16 protein-coding genes are annotated in these 15,064 nt (G+C 66.7%); 13 read left to right on the forward strand and 3 right to left on the reverse strand.

What is annotated here, in order from left to right; all coding sequences use genetic code 11:
* Positions 1–688 precede the first annotated feature (688 nt).
* Positions 689–2,383, reverse strand: coding sequence for a dihydroxy-acid dehydratase (ilvD, locus tag ASG30_RS04855; protein WP_055893461.1), 1,695 nt, complete (start codon positions 2,381–2,383; stop codon positions 689–691).
* A 97-nt stretch (positions 2,384–2,480) separates the two neighbouring features.
* Here ilvD and ASG30_RS04860 point away from each other — a divergent pair, with 97 nt between their 5' ends.
* The 5 genes from ASG30_RS04860 to ASG30_RS04880 all read left to right on the forward strand — a co-directional run bounded on the left by ASG30_RS04860 (position 2,481) and on the right by ASG30_RS04880 (position 8,232).
* Positions 2,481–3,398 carry a LysR family transcriptional regulator gene (locus tag ASG30_RS04860; protein ID WP_055893464.1) on the forward strand — a complete coding sequence of 306 codons (918 nt, stop codon included), beginning with the start codon at positions 2,481–2,483 and terminating at the stop codon, positions 3,396–3,398.
* Positions 3,399–3,421: 23 nt separating this feature from the next.
* The gene (gene lgt, locus ASG30_RS04865) at positions 3,422–4,270 is read left to right on the forward strand and encodes a prolipoprotein diacylglyceryl transferase (protein WP_055893467.1); all 849 of its coding nucleotides are present in this window, start codon (positions 3,422–3,424) and stop codon (positions 4,268–4,270) included.
* Positions 4,267–5,619: a malonyl-CoA decarboxylase gene (locus ASG30_RS04870; RefSeq protein WP_055893469.1), complete on the forward strand. Its 1,353-nt coding sequence runs from the start codon at positions 4,267–4,269 to the stop codon at positions 5,617–5,619. The genes lgt and ASG30_RS04870 overlap by 4 nt, the downstream gene beginning before the upstream one ends.
* 35 nt (positions 5,620–5,654) lie before the next feature.
* Positions 5,655–6,641 carry a Bug family tripartite tricarboxylate transporter substrate binding protein gene (locus ASG30_RS04875; RefSeq protein WP_055893473.1) on the forward strand — a complete coding sequence of 329 codons (987 nt, stop codon included), beginning with the start codon at positions 5,655–5,657 and terminating at the stop codon, positions 6,639–6,641.
* A gap of 64 nt (positions 6,642–6,705) precedes the next feature.
* Positions 6,706–8,232 carry a malonate--CoA ligase gene (locus tag ASG30_RS04880; RefSeq protein WP_055893477.1) on the forward strand — a complete coding sequence of 509 codons (1,527 nt, stop codon included), beginning with the start codon at positions 6,706–6,708 and terminating at the stop codon, positions 8,230–8,232.
* A 103-nt stretch (positions 8,233–8,335) separates the two neighbouring features.
* On the opposite strand, the gene ASG30_RS04885 is transcribed toward ASG30_RS04880, so the two are convergent.
* Both ASG30_RS04885 and ASG30_RS04890 read right to left on the reverse strand, forming a co-directional pair.
* The gene (locus ASG30_RS04885) at positions 8,336–8,848 is read right to left on the reverse strand and encodes an Lrp/AsnC family transcriptional regulator (protein ID WP_055893480.1); all 513 of its coding nucleotides are present in this window, start codon (positions 8,846–8,848) and stop codon (positions 8,336–8,338) included.
* 12 nt (positions 8,849–8,860) lie between these two features.
* Positions 8,861–9,937 (reverse strand): succinylglutamate desuccinylase/aspartoacylase family protein, encoded by a 1,077-nt coding sequence (locus ASG30_RS04890; RefSeq protein WP_082521907.1) that lies wholly within the window; start codon positions 9,935–9,937, stop codon positions 8,861–8,863.
* 114 nt (positions 9,938–10,051) lie between these two features.
* On the opposite strand from ASG30_RS04890, the gene ASG30_RS04895 reads away from it, so the two are divergent.
* The 8 genes from ASG30_RS04895 to ASG30_RS22435 all read left to right on the forward strand — a co-directional run bounded on the left by ASG30_RS04895 (position 10,052) and on the right by ASG30_RS22435 (position 15,037).
* The gene (locus tag ASG30_RS04895) at positions 10,052–10,465 is read left to right on the forward strand and encodes an ArsR/SmtB family transcription factor (RefSeq protein ID WP_055893486.1); all 414 of its coding nucleotides are present in this window, start codon (positions 10,052–10,054) and stop codon (positions 10,463–10,465) included.
* 15 nt (positions 10,466–10,480) lie between these two features.
* Positions 10,481–11,665 carry a trans-sulfuration enzyme family protein gene (locus ASG30_RS04900; protein ID WP_055893754.1) on the forward strand — a complete coding sequence of 395 codons (1,185 nt, stop codon included), beginning with the start codon at positions 10,481–10,483 and terminating at the stop codon, positions 11,663–11,665.
* Positions 11,666–11,702: 37 nt separating this feature from the next.
* A complete protein-coding gene (locus ASG30_RS04905; RefSeq protein ID WP_055893488.1) occupies positions 11,703–12,683 on the forward strand; it encodes a Bug family tripartite tricarboxylate transporter substrate binding protein in 981 nt (326 codons plus the stop codon).
* Positions 12,684–12,794: 111 nt separating this feature from the next.
* Entirely contained in the window at positions 12,795–13,121 is a 327-nt protein-coding gene (locus ASG30_RS04910) for an ArsR/SmtB family transcription factor (protein WP_055893491.1), read from the forward strand.
* A 23-nt stretch (positions 13,122–13,144) separates the two neighbouring features.
* The gene (locus ASG30_RS04915; RefSeq protein WP_055893493.1) at positions 13,145–13,618 is read left to right on the forward strand and encodes an ArsI/CadI family heavy metal resistance metalloenzyme; all 474 of its coding nucleotides are present in this window, start codon (positions 13,145–13,147) and stop codon (positions 13,616–13,618) included.
* A gap of 88 nt (positions 13,619–13,706) precedes the next feature.
* A complete protein-coding gene (locus ASG30_RS04920; protein WP_055893496.1) occupies positions 13,707–14,387 on the forward strand; it encodes an aquaporin in 681 nt (226 codons plus the stop codon).
* Positions 14,380–14,802, forward strand: coding sequence for an arsenate reductase (glutaredoxin) (gene arsC / locus ASG30_RS04925; RefSeq protein ID WP_055893498.1), 423 nt, complete (start codon positions 14,380–14,382; stop codon positions 14,800–14,802). The genes ASG30_RS04920 and arsC overlap by 8 nt, the downstream gene beginning before the upstream one ends.
* Positions 14,803–14,890: 88 nt before the next feature.
* Entirely contained in the window at positions 14,891–15,037 is a 147-nt protein-coding gene (locus ASG30_RS22435) for a hypothetical protein (protein WP_156385430.1), read from the forward strand.
* The last annotated feature ends 27 nt before the right edge of the window (positions 15,038–15,064 follow it).

Consider the following 15,064-nt stretch of genomic DNA (forward strand, 5'->3'; position numbering starts at 1 on the left):
GCTCGCCTGCGGCTCGCAACGGCCGGGCCGCGGAAAGCCCGGCTCGTCCCACAAATCGCCCGGGCCAGGCACCGCCTGCCGCGTGGGAGCAGGGTGCGAATGCGAGCAGGAAACCCTCGGCGCCTCGCCGCCGCCAATCGCTTTTTTTGCCACCGTCATCCCCGCGAAGGCGGGGATCCAGGGCTTCCGGCAGTCCGCTGAAGGCGGACGCACTGGATTCCCGCCTCCGCGGGAATGACGGCGTAAGTGAGCGGGCGTGACGGGCAGGGAGAAGCGGAATGACGGCGCGGAGTGATGGAGCGGAGTGACGGTGAGGGCCCTGCCCAGCGACCCACCACTGTGCCCAGCGGCAGGGGGTCCCCGGCGGGGGGCGATTTCTGTGCCGAGCGTCGCGCAGTGGTGCGGGCCCTGCGAGCCCGCGGCCAGCGGGCGCAGCTCGTTGATCAACCACTGACTCGCGGAAGCTGTCTGAACGGAGCGGTGCGCAGCAGCGCGGAGTGAGTTTTTCCGCGAGGGCCCGCACCACTCAAGCGATGCGCGCAGCACTGCGAGCGAAAGCGAAGCAGGCGGAGAGGCACAGCATGAGCCCCCCGCCGGGGACCCCCTGCCGCCGCCCCCGCCGCCCGACTCGCCGACTCGCCGACTCGCCGACTCGCCGACTCGCCGACGCCCCAAAGCGACCCCCAGCTCAGAAGTGATCCAGCACCGCCCCCTTGCTCGCGCTCGACGCATTGAACGCGAACTTGGCCTGCACGCCACGCGTGTAGCGCGGCTCGGGTGCCTTCCACGCCGACCGCCGCTTGGCCAGCTCGCCGTCCGCCACGTTCAGCTCCAGCTTGAGCTGGTGCGCATCGATGGTGATCGAGTCGCCTTCCTTCACCAGCGCGATGTTGCCGCCCGCCGCCGCCTCCGGCGCCACGTGGCCGACCACCATGCCCCAGGTGCCCCCGGAGAAGCGCCCGTCGGTGATCAGGCCCACGCTCTCGCCCAGGCCGGCGCCGATCAGCGCGCCGGTCGGCGCGAGCATCTCCGGCATGCCCGGGCCGCCCTTGGGGCCCAGGTAGCGCAGCACCATCACGTCGCCGGCCTTGATCTTGCCGTCCAGGATGGCCTGCAGCGCCGACTGCTCGTCGTCGAACACGCGGGCCGGGCCGGTGATCACCGGGTTCTTCAGGCCGGTGATCTTGGCCACCGCGCCTTCGGGCGACAGGTTGCCCTTGAGGATGGCCAGGTGGCCTTCCTTGTAGAGCGGCTTGTCGATGGAGCGGATCACGTCCTGGTCGGCGCGCGGCTGGTCCGGCACGTCGGCCAGCACTTCGGCAATCGTCTTGCCGGTGATGGTCTGGCAGTCGCCGTGCAGCAGGCCGGCCTTGAGCAGCACCTTCATCACCTGCGGGATGCCGCCGGCCTGGTGCAGGTCGACCGCCAGGTACTTGCCCGAGGGCTTGAGGTCGCAGATCACCGGCGTGCGCCTGCGGATGCGCTCGAAGTCGTCGATGGTCCACTCGACGCCGGCCGCGTGCGCGATGGCCAGGAAGTGCAGCACCGCGTTGGTCGAGCCGCCCGTGGCCATGATGACCGCCACCGCGTTCTCCAGCGACTTGCGCGTCACGATGTCGCGCGGCTTGATGTCCTTCCTGATCGCCTCCATCAGCACCTTGGCCGATTCCTTGGCCGAGTTCTGCTTCTCGTCGTGCGGGTTGGCCATGGTGGAGGAGTAGGGCAGGGACATGCCCAGCGCCTCGAAGGCGGAGCTCATGGTGTTGGCGGTGTACATGCCGCCGCACGAGCCGGTGCCGGGGATGGCGTGCTGCTCGATGTCCTTGAGTTCCTGGTCGCTGATCTTGCCGGCGGAGTTCTGGCCCACGGCCTCGAACACGCTCACGATGTTCAGGTCCTGTCCCTTCCACTTGCCGGGCAGGATGGTGCCGCCGTAGACGTAGATCGAAGGAACGTTGGCGCGCAGGATGCCCATCAGGCCGCCGGGCATGTTCTTGTCGCAGCCGCCGATGACCACCACGCCGTCCATCCACTGGCCCTGCACGCAGGTCTCGATGCAGTCGGCGATCACCTCGCGGCTGACCAGCGAATACTTCATGCCCTCGGTGCCCATGGCCATGCCGTCGCTGATGGTGGGCGTGCCGAAGATCTGCGGGTTGCCGCCGGCTTCCTCGATGCCGGCCACGGCCGCGTCGGCCAGCTTCTGCAGGCCGCTGTTGCACGGCGTGATGGTGCTGTGGCCGTTGGCCACGCCGACCATGGGCTTGCCGAAGTCGGTCTCCTTGTAGCCCATGCCGTAGTACATGGACCGGTTGGGCGCGCGCGACTTGCCCTCGGTGATGTTGCTGCTGCGCAGGTGCAGGCGGATCGGTTGGTCGGCCATGGCGTCTCCTGGGGTGTCTGGCGAAAAGGCAGGAGTATGCGGGCCGGGGCTGATTGCTTCCAATCCATTTTCCGGTGGTGATTAATATGCGTTGCATATGAATCCACCGCTGGTCGAGTTGCGCCTCTGGCGCCAGTTCGCGGCCGTCGCCGAGACGCTGCACTTCGGCCGCGCGGCCGAGCGCCTCAACATGACCCAGCCGCCGCTCACCCAGGGCATCGCCCAGCTCGAGCGCCTGTTGGGCGTGCGCCTGTTCGACCGCACCAAGCGCAGCGTGCAGCTCACCGAGGCGGGCGCCGCGCTGCTGCCCGAAGCCCAGGCGCTGCTGTCGCGGGCGCTGGCGCTGCCGGCCCAGGCGCGCGCGGCCGCGCAGGGCGAGGCCGGCCACCTGCGGCTGGCCTTCGTCTCCACCGTGGGCTTCAGCCTGCTGCCGGCGTGGGTGCGGGCCTACCGGGCCGAGCACCCGCACACGAGGCTGGAGCTGGTCGAGGCCACCGGCGACGTGCAGCTGCCCGCCATCGAGCGCGGCGAGATCGATGCCGGTTTCCTGCTGCATTCGCCCGGCTTCGCCCCCGCCGGCCTGGCGCACCTGCGCATCGCGCGCGAGCCGCTGGTGCTGGCGCTGCCGGAACAGCACCCCCTCGCGGTGGCGCGCAACCTCTCGCTGGCCAGGGTGATGGACGAGCCGCTGGTGCTGTTCCCGCGGCGCATCCTGCCTTCGCTGCACGACGCGCTGTTCGGCCTGTACCACGCCGCCGGCCGCGAGCCCCGGGTGGCGCAGGAGGCGATCCAGATGCAGACCATCGTCAACCTGGTGTCGGCGGGCCTGGGCCTGGCCTGGGTGCCCGAGAGCGTGCGACAGTTCCAGCGCCCCGGCGTGGCCTACCGAACGCTCGGCGGCGCGCAGGGGCTGAAGGTGCCGCGCTGCGAGACCAGCCTCGCATGGCGGCCGGAGCCGGGCTCGGCGCTGGCGCGGTTCGTGGCTTTTGCCAGGCGCCAGGTGGCGCCGGGCTGAGCTCGCGCGGGCACAATGGCTGGATGCTGATCCACCCCAAGATCGACCCCATCGCGATCCAGCTCGGCCCGCTGGCGGTGCACTGGTACGGCCTGACCTACCTGGCCGCCTTCGGCCTGTTCTTCTTCCTGGCCACGCGCCGCCTGCGGCACGAGCCCTACGCTTCGCTGCAGGGCCTGTGGAGCCGCCAGGACATCGAGGACATGCTGTTCCTCGGCGTGGTCGGCGTCATCCTCGGCGGCCGGCTGGGCTATTGCCTGTTCTACAAGCCGGCGTACTACGCCGCGCATCCGCTGGAGGTCTTCTTCATCTGGCAGGGCGGCATGAGCTTCCATGGCGGCATGCTGGGCGTGATCGTCTCGCAGTGGTGGTATGCGCGCTCGCGCGGCAAGCCGTTCTGGCAGGTGATGGACTTCGTGGCGCCCTGCGTGCCGCTGGGCCTGGCGGCCGGCCGCGTCGGCAACTTCATCAACGGCGAGCTCTGGGGCCGCGCGGCCGACCCGTCGCTGCCGTGGGCCATGGTGTTCCCGCAGAGCGGCTCGCTCATCCCGCGTCACCCGTCGCAGGTCTACCAGTTCCTGCTCGAAGGCGTGCTGCTGTTCGTGCTGCTTTGGCTGTATGCCCGCAAGGAGCGGCGAGAGGCGCAGGTCTCGGCCATGTTCCTGGTGGGCTATGGCGTGTTCCGCTTCATCGCCGAATTCTTCCGCGAGCCCGATGCGCACCTGCTCTGGCTGAAGGACCAGACCGGCCTGAGCATGGGCCAGTGGCTGTGCGTGCCCATGGTCCTGGCCGGCATCGCGCTGTGGCTTTGGGCGCAGCGGCGCTCGCCCGCGGCGCGCGAGCCGGATACCCAATCGAGGCGCGCCGCATGAGCGTGGCCGGCGACTGGCTCAGCCGCAGCTTCGCGCTGCTGCGCACGGGCGATGCCAAGCCCGCACCGAAGACCCCGCCCGACGTGCGCTCTACCAGCGAGCGCCTGCAAGCCACGTTGCGGCGCGAGCCGGAGGCGCTGACGCCGCGGGCGCTGCGCCGCGCGCTCGCCGAGCTGCAGGCCGTGGTCGACCCGCGCGTGAGCGAGGTCGAAGGCGCGCGCCTGGCCCATGCCTTCATGCAGTGGTACGCCGAGGCTTCCCCCGAGGAGCGGCACGACGCCTGGCTGCTGATGAGCGAGCAGTTCGCGCCCGATGCCGGCAAGGTGCGCGCCGCGCGCGAGCACTACGAGGCCGCGCTGGGCACGCCCGACGAGGGCCACGCCGAGATCCGCCTGCGCCGCGCGTTCACCTCGCCGCGCACGCGGCTGCTGCAGCGCTTCGCCGGCTCGCCCGACGGCCTGCATTTCCTGGTGCGGATGCGCGCCGACCTGCTGCCGCACCTGAAGGCCGACCGCCGCCTGCTGCCGCTGGACGCCGAGCTGGAGAACCTGCTCTCCACCTGGTTCGACGTCGCCTTCCTCGAACTGCACCGCATCAGCTGGGACTCGCCGGCGTCGCTGGTGGAGAAGTTGATCAAGTACGAGGCGGTGCACGACATCCGCAGCTGGGCCGACGTCAAGAACCGCCTGGACAGCGACCGGCGCTGCTACGGCTTCTTCCATCCGCGCATGCCCGGCGAGCCGCTGATCTTCGTGGAGGTGGCCCTGATGGACGGCATCGCCGACAGCATCACGCCGCTGCTGGACGAGACCGGTCCCGAGTCGGACCTGGTGCGCGCGACCACGGCCATCTTCTATTCGATCAGCAACACGCAGCCGGGCCTCAGGGGCGTGAGCTTCGGCGATTCGCTGATCAAGCACGTGGTGGAAACGCTCAGGGCCGAATTCCCCCGCTTGAAGACTTTCGCGACGCTCTCGCCCATCCCCGGGCTGCGCCACTGGATGGCCAGGCATGCGCCCCCGGAGCTGATGGCGGCGCTGGACGATCCGCTGTCGCTGCCGCCCAAGTCCGGGGCGCGCGCGCAGCTGCTCGCGTGGGCCGCGCGCTACCTGGGGCGCGAGCTGGACGAAGGCCGGCCCCTGGATCCCGTCGCGCGCTTCCACCTGGGCAACGGCGCGCGGGTGGAAAGGCTCAACTGGGCGGCCGATCCTTCGGCCAAGGGCCTGAAGCAGTCGTTCGGCCTGATGGTCAATTACCTCTACGATCCCAAGCGCCTGGACAAGCACCGCGCCATGCTCGCGCAGGGACAAATCCCGATTTCCGGCGCCATCGAAGACCTGTACGGTTGACCGTTTCGCGAACGAAAAGACAAGGAGACAAGCAAATGAAAGCATTCGGCTTACAGCGCCGCGACGTGCTGCGCGCCGCCGCCGCGGCGGCCGTGACCCCGATGGCCTTCGCCCAGGGCAATGGCTGGCCCTCGCGACCGGTGACGGTGGTCGTGCCGTTCCCGGCCGGCGGTGGCACCGACGCTTTCGCCCGCCCGCTCGCCGCGCAGTTCGCCAAGCAGACCGGCCGCCAGCTGATCATCGACAACCGCGGCGGCGCCGGCGGCACCCTGGGCGCCTCGGCGGCGGCCAAGCTGGCGCCGGACGGCTACAACCTGTTCATGGGCGCGGTGCACCACACCATCGCCCCGTCCATCTACAGCAAGCTCGATTACGACCTGCAGAAGGACTTCGTGCCGATCTCGCTGGTGGCCCGCGTGCCGCAGGTGGTGGTGGTCAATCCCAAGCGCATCGACGCCGGCGACTTCAAGGCCTTCCTCGACCTGATCAAGCGCAACCCCGGCCGCTACAACTACGCGTCGGCGGGCAACGGCACCTCGCACCACCTGGCCGGCGAGCTGTTCAAGATCCAGACGCGGACCTTCATCACCCACATCCCGTACCGCGGCGCCGGCCCGGCGCTGCAGGACCTGATCACCGGCAGCGCCGACCTGATGTTCGACGGCCTGGGCTCCTCGGCCGGCCACATCAAGGGCGGCCGCATCAAGGCGCTGATGGTGTCGGGCAACAAGCGCAACCCCGCGCTGCCCGACGTGCCCAGCGCCGCCGAAGTGGGCCTGCCCGACTACACGGTCACCACCTGGTATGGCCTGTGGGCGCCGCGCGGCACGCCGCCGGACGTCGCCACCCGCATCGCCGACGAAGTGCGCAAGGCGGTCCAGAGCGACGAGCTCAAGGCCATCTGGGCCAACCAGGGCGCCGAGTTCCCCAACCTCACGCAGCCGCAGTTCGCCGCCTTCATCGCCGACGAGATCAAGCGCTGGAACCAGGTGGTCAAGACCGCCAACGTGAAGGCCGACTGACCCTCATTGCCGAAAGGCCCGGCCGCCGCGGCTCGCCCGCGCGCCGGGCCTTCCCGTTGAAAGAATGAAGAACCAGAACCTCTTCGCCGCCCTGCGGGCGGCCTTCCCGAAGGACCTCGACCAGGTCGCGGTGGAAACCGACGACGAGCTGGCCTACAGCTGGCGCGACCTGGACCGGGCCACGGCCATGATGGCCAACCTGCTGGCGTCGCTGAAGCTGCCCGCAGGCTCACGCATCGCGGTGCAGGTGGAGAAGTCGGTCGAGGCCATGATGCTGTACCTGGCCACGCTGCGGGCCGGCTGCGTCTTCCTGCCGCTCAACACCGCCTACCAGAGCGCGGAGATCGAATACTTCATCGCCAACGCCGAACCGGCCGTGGTGGTGTGCAGCCCGAAGAACTTCGGCTGGGTGAGCAAGATCGCCTTCCAGGCCGGCACGCAGAACGTGTTCACGCTGGGCGACGACCGCACCGGCTCGCTGCTCGATCGCGCGGCCCAGCACTCCGACCGGCACGAGGTGGCCGTCCTGGGCGAGGACGACCTCGCGGCCATCCTCTACACCAGCGGGACCACCGGCCGCAGCAAGGGCGCCATGCTCACGCACGGCAACCTGCTGTCCAACGCGCAGGTGCTCAAGGACTACTGGGGATGGGTGCCCGGCGACGTGCTGATCCACGCGCTGCCCATCTTCCACGTGCACGGCCTGTTCGTCGCCCTGCACGGCGCGCTGCTCAATGGCAGCAAGATGATCTGGCTGGGCAGGTTCGATCCGAAGAAGGTGATCGCCGCGATGCCGCGCGCCAGCGTCTTCATGGGCGTGCCCACGCTGTACGTGCGCCTGCTGGGCGAGACCGGGCTCACGCGCGAAGCGGTGCGCAACATGCGCCTGTTCATCGCCGGCTCGGCGCCCCTGCTGATCGAGACGTTCAACGAATGGCGCGAGCGCACCGGCCACACCATCCTGGAGCGCTATGGCATGAGCGAGACCATCATGCTCACCTCCAACCCGTACCGGCCGGAGCAGGGCGATCGGCGCGGCGGCACCGTGGGCTTCCCGCTGCCGGGCGTGGGCCTGCGCATCCGCGACGAGCAGGGCAACGACCTGCCCGCCGAGGACATCGGCGGCATCCAGGTTCGCGGCCCCAACGTGTTCAAGGGCTACTGGCGCATGCCGGAGAAGACGGCCGAGGAGTTCACCGCCGACGGCTGGTTCAGGACCGGTGATGTCGGAAAGGTCGACGGGCTGGGCTACGTCCACATCGTCGGCCGCAGCAAGGACCTGATCATCAGCGGCGGCTACAACGTCTACCCGGCGGAGATCGAGGGCTTCATCAACGAGCTGCCCGGCGTGGCCGAGAGCGCGCTGGTGGGCGTGCCGCACCCGGACTTCGGCGAGGTGGGCGTGGCGGTGGTGATCGCCAAGCCCGGTGCGAAGCTGGAGCCCGAAGCGGTGGTGGGCACGCTCAAGGCGAAGCTCGCCAACTTCAAGATCCCCAAGCGCTGCTTCGTCGTCGACGAACTGCCGCGCAACACCATGGGCAAGGTGCAGAAGAACCTGCTGCGGGAGCAGTACAAGGCGCTGTTCGACTAGGCCGTGCCAACCCCGGACCGGTGGACGGCACAGGAAGGCTTGCGCCAGCGCGGCGGATGTCCGCGTCGGCCAGGAGCCGACGGCAGCCCTGCTCTCACGGTCTTCATCCGGTGATCGCGTGAAAGGTCTCGGACTCCGTCACCCTTTGTGCTGAGCCGGGCAGCGGGAGCGCGGTCTTGTAGCGCACCTGCTTCAGAGCGAAGCTGGTGCGAATCGTCTCGACACCCGGAATGGGCGTGAGCTGATTGAGGATGAATCGCTCGAGCGCACCGATGTCGCTTACTACAACGCGAAGGAGGTAATCGCAGTCGCCGGTCATCAGGTAGCACTCCATCACCTCCTCGTGTTCGGCGATGCGCCTCTCGAAGTTTGTGAGCGAATCGCGGGATTGTTCCTTGAGGCTGATGCTGATGAAAACACTCAAATCCAGTCCGAGCGTCTTCGGGTCCAGCAGCGCGACGTAGCGTTGAATGACCTTCGCTTCCTGCAGGGCCTTTACTCGGACCAGGCACGGTGACGGCGAAAGGTGGACCCGTCGGGCGAGTTCCACATTCGAAAGCGCCCCGTCCGCCTGCAATTGCGACAGGATGCGAAGGTCGATGATGTCAAGCTTCATTCCGTTCCGCCGCTAAGCCGACTCCGGATCGAAATCGACGCCGATCTCGAACAAGCAGTCGCCGACCTCGACCCAAGCCGCCGCTCGCCTGCACAACACAGTGCCGGCGATAGAACCTGAGACGGTTTGCGGTGCCAACCAGGGTTTTTTGAGGTTGTAGACGGCTGCGAGCGGCTGGCCGGGGACCACGGCTTCGCCAAGCTCGACCAAGGGCTCCCAGACACCGTCTGAATCGCTATGGACCAGACTTGCTCCTGCAACCAGGGTCGCTGTGCGGGTCCCGCCACTGGACCGGCGCGCGGATGCGTCCTCAATCATCTCGAGGGCAAGCAGGCATCGCAAGGTGCCCTCGTGTGCGGCCTGGAGCGCCTTGCGCGCGACCCGTGCGCCACCCCCCGTCTCGGGATTGATGTAGACGACACCCTTGCGTTCACAAGCGGCCGACATGGTTCGCGGCTCCGCCTTCGCGGGACGAAACAGCACACCAAATTCGGCATCAAAGGCCCGTACCATTTCCAGCGTCTTGTGCCGGATCTGGAGATTCGCGGACAGCCGCGCCCTGACGCAAGGGAGGTATTCCAGCGAACTGCCCCCCGAATGCAGGTCGATAACGTAGTCGCAGGTCGGCAGAAGCACTTCCTCGATGTAGTGGGCAATCATCTGTGTCGGCGTGCCGTTCGCGTCCCCGGGGAACGCTCTGTTCAGATTGACGTTGTCTACCGGCGAAAGCCGGTTGTTGGCCACGGCCGCAGGCAGATTGGTCGATGGCAGCACGATCAGCGTGCCAGCCACGTCCTTCGACTCGAAAGCCCGCACCATCTTGGCCAGTGCGATCTGCCCTTCGTACTCGTCGCCGTGTACTCCACCCAGCAGGAGCACGGTGGGGCCTGGAGCGGCGCCCCGGATCACAGTCAACGGGAGCGGTATCCAGCCGTACGCCGACGCGTGAGAGGAATACGGCACGCGCAGGTATCCGGTCTGCTTCCCAACGTTATCGAAACGTATCGATGTTTCAATTTTGGTCACGCTCACACCCGTCGCTCCAGCTGTTTCAGATCGAAGATCGTCAATGTAGCGCTTGTCGGACACGCTTCGCTGGGCAGATTATGCTGGTAGAAACCCCTGGTTTGTTGTTTCGCGATCTGGCGTTGACACATCGATCAAGATGATGGTGAAATACGATGAATCGATATTGATAGAAGTATGGCCAGCGATCTCACCGTTGATGAACAACTGAAGGCCCTGGGGGACTCGGTCCGCATGCGCATCGTCCGCTTGCTTTCGATGCCGCTGCGTTCCCGCTCGGCCGCCGAGGAGACAGGCGGCTTCTGTGCCTGCGACATCGAGTCCGTCATTGGCATCGGGCAGTCCACCGTCAGTCACCACATGAAGCTGCTGCAGCAGTGCGACCTGGTGCACTCCGAAAAGAAGGGCCGCTGGGTGTACTACCGCATCAATCCCGCGGCTTTCGCCAGTCTTTCGCAGGCGCTCGCCCGCTTCGCCGGGGACCAGGCCGCCGCGGGGTCTTGCTGCGACAGCACGGAGGGGGGTGCCGGCGACGGCTCGCCCTCGAAGAGCTCGCGCTTGCGAGTTATCGCCAAGAACAAGTCCTCCTGAATGAAGGTCCCAAGCATGAACCCTTCCACGTCCCAAGCATTCGAGACTACCGTTGTGCACGCGGGTGAAGATCCCGAACGGCACATGGGATCGCTATCCACCCCGATCTATCAGACCGCACTGCACGTCTTTCCCAATGCAGAGGACGGCCACCTGATCCATGAAGGCCACAAGCCTGGCTACTTCTACGGCCGCATGGGCAACCCAACCCAGGCAGCACTCGAACAGGCGATGTGCGAGGTCGAAGGAGGCGAAGCCGCTTTGGCTCTGGCTTCCGGAATGGCCGCGATCAGCAACGCCATCCTTTCGATCGTCGAGCCCGGCGATCACATCGTGGCTCCGGCTTCCCTCTATGCGACCACCGGGGCGTTGTTGGACGGCCTGCTGCCAAAGCTCGGCGTCAAGGTGAGTTATGTCGACGCCACCCACGCGGCCAACTACCAGGAAGCAGTGACACCGAAGACCAAGCTCTTCTACCTTGAGTCTCCTGCCAATCCGACGATGAAGATGGTGGATATCGAGGCGGTCGTTTCCGTTGCCCGATCGAAGTCCATCACCACGGTGATGGACAACACGTTCGCGACGCCCTACAACCAGCGCCCGCTGGACCTGGGCGTCGACGTCGTCGTCCACAGTGCGACGAAGTACTTGGGCGGCCACGGCGACTTGACTGCAGGCGTGATCGTGGGCAGGAAGGACGTCGTCGATCGCGCCCACTGGCAGACGAACAAGGTCCTGGGCGGGGTCATCGCCCCATGGACGGCCTGGCTCGTCATCCGCGGCCTCCGAACCCTGGCCCTGCGGATGGAGCGGCACAACTCCAACGCGCTCAAGCTCGCGCGGTTTCTGGCGAACCATCCGAAGGTGCGCGAGGTCCATTACCCAGGGCTTGAGACCCATCCCCAGCACGTCCTCGCACGTCGGCAGATGAAGGGGTTCGGGGGCATGCTCTCCTTCGACGTGGGCGGGGTCGACGAAGGGCGCCGCCTGGTGGACAACGTGAAGCTTTGCTCGTTGGCGGTCTCGCTGGGCGACGTGTCCACCCTCATCCAGCACTCGGCCTCCATGACGCACGCCATCGTCCCGAGGGAACGGCGGCTTGCCGTCGGCATCACCGACGGGCTGCTTCGCCTCAGCGTGGGCATCGAGGATCCAGACGACCTTGTCGCGGACCTGCGGCAGGCGCTCCAGCACGTCTGACGCGAAGCAAGGCATAGAAAACTACCAGGAGACAAGAATGGATCGCAAGCAGTTCATCAAAGCTGGCCTGGCTTTTTCGCTCACTGGCCTCGTGCCGTTCGCGTCTCGCGCGCAGGCCCGCTGGCCTCAGAGTCCGGTGAAGCTTGTTGTTCCGTTCGCCGCCGGAGGGACCACGGACGCCGTAGCCCGCCTCGTCGGAGCCCGTCTGGGCGAACTCCTGAGCCAGCCCGTTGTCATTGACAACCGGGCGGGGGCGGGAGGCGCCATCGGAGCAGATGCCGTCGCAAAGGCTCCGAAGGACGGGTACACGCTGGGTATCGCGACGGTCTCTACCCACGCCATTGCGCCTGCCATTGCCAAGGCACTGCCATACAGGGCGGATCAGGACTTTTCCCCTATCGGGCTGATCGCCACCACGCCTATTGCCATCTTCGTCCACCCGTCTCTTGGTGCCACCAACCTCGCGGACCTTCGCCGGATCCTGAAGGAGAAGCCCGGCCAGTACAACTTCGGCTCTCCCGGGAATGGATCGCTGGGACATCTCGCAGGTGTCTGGTTCAACCAGTTGATGGGCACCGAGCTGAAGCACGTGCCTTACCGCAGCAGCACGCCTGCCTTGCAGGACCTGCTGGCGGGGCGTGTGCATGTCATGTTCGAGAACATCCCGACGCCGTTGCCGCACGTTCGTGCCGGCTCCTTGCGGGCGGTGGCGGTCATGGCGCCGGAGCGTGTCGCAGTCCTGCCGGATGTTCCGACGACGGCTGAGGCGGGCGCCTCTGAGTTCCAGGCACTGACCTGGACGATGCTGATGGCCCCGGCCGGAAGCCCAGCAGAAGTCGTCACCGCGGCCAACCAGGCGTTGAACCAGGCCCTCAAGGATGAAAAGCTGCGAACGAAGCTGGCCGAAGTCAGCGTGGATGCACGCGGTGGAACTGCGGAGCAGGCGGCGACGTACCTCAGGGCCGAGATCTCGAAATGGGGCGGGCTGGCGAAGAAGTCTGGCGCCGTGTTTGACTAACCGACTCAATGCCCCGCTGCGCGCATCGGGGGCATTGACCGCCGGCGGTACACGAACCTCGGGCTAAACCCTTTTATTTCGATGTTTCTGGAATAATGGGATTATTCAACCATGACTGAATCCGATGTCGTCAAGGCTCTGGCTGCCTTAGCGCAGCCCGTGCGCCTCCAGGTGTTTCGTGCTCTTGTGATCGCGGGTCAGCAAGGCATGACCCCCTCCACCATGGCCGAAGGGCTCGCAATGCCGCCGAGCTCGCTCTCGTTCCACCTGAAGGAACTCATGAATGCCGGACTCGTGACCCAGGAGCGCGCCAGCCGGAACCTGATCTACCGAGCAGCTTTCGACCAGATGAATTCTCTGCTTGGCTACCTCACCGACAACTGCTGCCAAGGCGCCGAGTGCGCAGTCGAAGCCGCGGCCGCGGATTGCCGTTGCTGATCCCTTTTCTCAAGGAGCTGACCATGCGATTCCATGTCCATACCCACGTCGAGGACCTGCAGGCGAGCATCGCTTTCTACTCGAAGATGTTCGGCACGCAGCCCCTGCGCGTAGAAGGCGACTACGCCAAATGGCACCTCGAGAACCCAAGGCTCAATTTCGCCATTTCCACCCGGGGCAGCAAGGCTGGCATCGACCATCTGGGCTTCCAGGCTGATACGCCGGAGGAACTGGCGCAGCTCAAGGCGCGCGCCGAGGCTGCCGACGGGGCTCTCCTCGACGAGGGCGCAACCACCTGCTGCTACGCACGCAGCGAAAAGCACTGGGTCACCGACCCCCAGGGCATCGCCTGGGAGCATTTCCAGACACTGGGTGACATCCCCGTGTTCAGCGAGTCTCAGAAGGCGGCCGCATCGCTGGCCGCCCCCACTGCTTGCTGCCCTCCCCGTGGCAAACCGCTGGGTATTCCGGTCAAGGCCGGGTCTTCGTGCTGCTAGGAGCGCCCATGGCCCAATCCGTTCATGGTGCTCCTTCTTTGCACCGGCAACTCTGCGCCGGCACTGACCGCAATCTCCAAGACCTGACATGAGCATCCCACAGAAGCTGTTCTCCGAGTTCCTGGGCACGGCGCTGCTCTTGGCCATCGTCATCGGCTCCGGGATCATGGGTGAGCGCCTGGCCGGCGCCAACGAGGCGATCGCCCTGGTCGTGAACACGCTGTCCACCATTGGCGGTCTGTACATCCTGATCGAGGTTTTTGGCCCCATCAGTGGTGCCCACTTCAATCCGGTCGTCTCCGCAGTCATGGCGTACAGGGGCCTGCTGCCTCGTGCTTCGCTCCCGGCCTACGTCGTCGCGCAACTTGCCGGCGCCGTGGTGGGGGCGTGGATTGCCCATGCGATGTTCGACGTGAGCATCCTGCAGCTCTCCATGAAGGTTCGCAGCGGTACCGGTCAGTGGTTCGCGGAGGTTGTGGCCACCGCGGGCCTGCTCCTGGTCATCCTGCGCGCACCGGCAGCACGCGTGGCTGCAATGGTGGCGGCCTACATCGGCAGCGCGTACTTCTTCACCGCGTCAACCTCGTTCGCCAATCCGGCGGCCGCCGTCGGGCGGATGTTCACGGAGAGCTTCGCCGGAATCGCACCGGCGAGCGTTCCTGGCTTCGTTGGCGCGCAACTCGTGGGTGCTGCTCTGGCGGTCGCCATCTCCAGCGTCTTCGCCGGCGCGCCGGTCGCAACCGAAATCGAGCCAAAACCAAATGTCTGACGTCACCATCTTCCACAACCCGGACTGCGGAACGAGTCGCAACACATTGGCGCTCATCCGGCATGCCGGCCTTGAGCCCCTTGTCGTCGAGTACCTGAAAACGCCGCCCTCCAAGGAGCAGGTTCGCCAGCTCCTGGCGGAAATGAAGATGCCGCTGCGGCAGCTTCTGCGTGAGAAAGGAACCCCGTACGCAGAGCTTGGCCTGGCGGACCCGAAGTGGGCCGACGAGCAGCTGCTGGACTTCATCCAGCAGCATCCCCTCCTGATGAATCGCCCCGTTGTACGCACCTCCCTGGGGACCAAGCTATGCCGGCCCTCCGAGGCCGTGCTTGAGCTACTTCCTGTCGGCAAGCTCACGCCGTTTAGGAAGGAGGACGGTGAACTGGTTGTCGACGACGGAGTGCGCCGTGCTTGAACCGGCAGCGAACTCGAGACCTCCGCGATCTCGGACGTGCTGGACGGCCTCGGCTTTCCGGGCCAGGTCCTGTCCGAACACCGTGGTCATGCAGGCGACGATCGTGCTTGCCGGCATGGAACGGGCCATCACTCAGACCATGGCGGACGGCCGGACGCGCATCGAGGCGATGCGCGCGCACAACCGCCTTGCGCACCTGGCGGCCTTGCGCGCTTCGCTGGAGCCTGGCAAGTGATCGGCGCGCCGCAAGGGCATCCTGCTT

The sequence above is a fragment of the Ramlibacter sp. Leaf400 genome, from assembly GCF_001424545.1.
Taxonomy (GTDB): Bacteria; Pseudomonadota; Gammaproteobacteria; order Burkholderiales; family Burkholderiaceae_C; genus Ramlibacter.